The organism is Rhizobium sophorae, assembly GCF_013087515.1.
Taxonomy (GTDB): Bacteria; Pseudomonadota; Alphaproteobacteria; order Rhizobiales; family Rhizobiaceae; genus Rhizobium; species Rhizobium sophorae.
In genome coordinates this window covers 1-1,238 of the sequence record NZ_JABFCN010000006.1, presented here as the reverse complement: position 1 = coordinate 1,238, position 1,238 = coordinate 1, and the positions used below count along the sequence as shown (strand labels likewise).

Genomic DNA, 1,238 nt, shown 5'->3' with positions numbered 1-1,238 from the left:
TCAACCAGGCCGGGAGCAATCCGGTGATTGTACTGACGAAAGCTGACACCGCGGAAGATTCTGGCATGTTCCAGGCCCAAGCCGAGGCGTTGCAGCGTGACCTGCCTGTCATTGCTTTGAATGGGCGCTCCGCGGACTCCGTTTCCCTGTTAAGGCCATGGTGCGGCGTTGGCCAGACGGTTGCTCTGGTGGGATCCTCTGGTGTCGGAAAATCAACGCTGGTGAATACCATGACCGGGCCTGAATCTGACGCAAAGCAAAAAACAGGCACCATCCGCGAATATGACGCGCAGGGCCGACACACAACCACGGCGCGATCGCTGCATGCAATTGCAGGCGGCGGCTGGGTCATCGATACACCGGGAATAAGAACGCTTTACGTGAGCGATGTTGCCGACGGCATAGATACCCTCTTTGCTGAAATAACCGAACTGGCGCCGCTTTGCCGCTTTCGCGATTGCACCCATGCCCATGAACCTGGGTGCGCGGTCCAGGCAGCTGTCGCAAGCGGTGCTCTGGTCGCCGATCGCCTGGAACGCTGGCGGAACCTGCTTGCAGAAAACCGCGACCGAACACCCATCGTGAGCGGACCCCGCGGCAACAAGATCGTTCGCAAGAAAAAATATTGAAAGTGCTAAACGTTTGCGACGCTGCTCATCGGCGTCAGCCACGATCCACCACCCTGAATTGGCTGGGCTGCGGTGATAGCGTCAGCGCTCAACGAGTTGGATTGCCGTCAAGAAGAAGACCCTGCAAGCGGCCGCTCCCGCTTGTGAGGGATATGTCTTTGAACAACCGCGATATGAGGCGCGGTCGCAATCCTTGCCTCTCATCGATAAGGAGGAACGACATCCTCTTTATCTCGATCGTGATCACGCCTGCATTGTCATGGCGACGATAATTCCTGGAATCCATCGCATGGAATCCATTTTCAACCGCCCAGGCGGCTATCATATCCGCGTTCATCAAGGTCCTGCTTTAGGAGATGCGGACGTGCTGTCTCTAGCTGTCCCGCTCGCGCAAATCGCTTCGCAGTCCTACGGATACCGTAACTGAATCGCTCTAATCCAGCCAAATCCGTCCAAGATTACAGTTCCCGCTCAGGTGTTGCGAGAAAGACTCGAAGCAATCGTTGTAAATCGGTACGATTCAGCCGAGGCCCCGCCCCGTTTAGTGCTCTTGATGTTGGAGTGGACGGCCCCTGAACGGCATCGAAATGTGCCAGAATGAGCTGTTGA

The 1,238-nt window shown here is 56.4% G+C and carries 2 protein-coding genes; one reads left to right on the top strand and one right to left on the bottom strand.

Going from position 1 to position 1,238, the window contains the following annotated elements; all coding sequences use genetic code 11:
- A partial coding sequence (gene rsgA, locus G9X64_RS04380; protein ID WP_171376017.1) for a ribosome small subunit-dependent GTPase A occupies positions 1–629 on the top strand: 629 nt, incomplete at its 5' end.
- A gap of 88 nt (positions 630–717) precedes the next feature.
- Here rsgA and G9X64_RS04375 read toward each other — a convergent pair.
- Positions 718–966, bottom strand: coding sequence for a hypothetical protein (locus G9X64_RS04375; protein WP_168309084.1), 249 nt, complete (start codon positions 964–966; stop codon positions 718–720).
- Between the last annotated feature and the right edge of the window lie 272 nt (positions 967–1,238).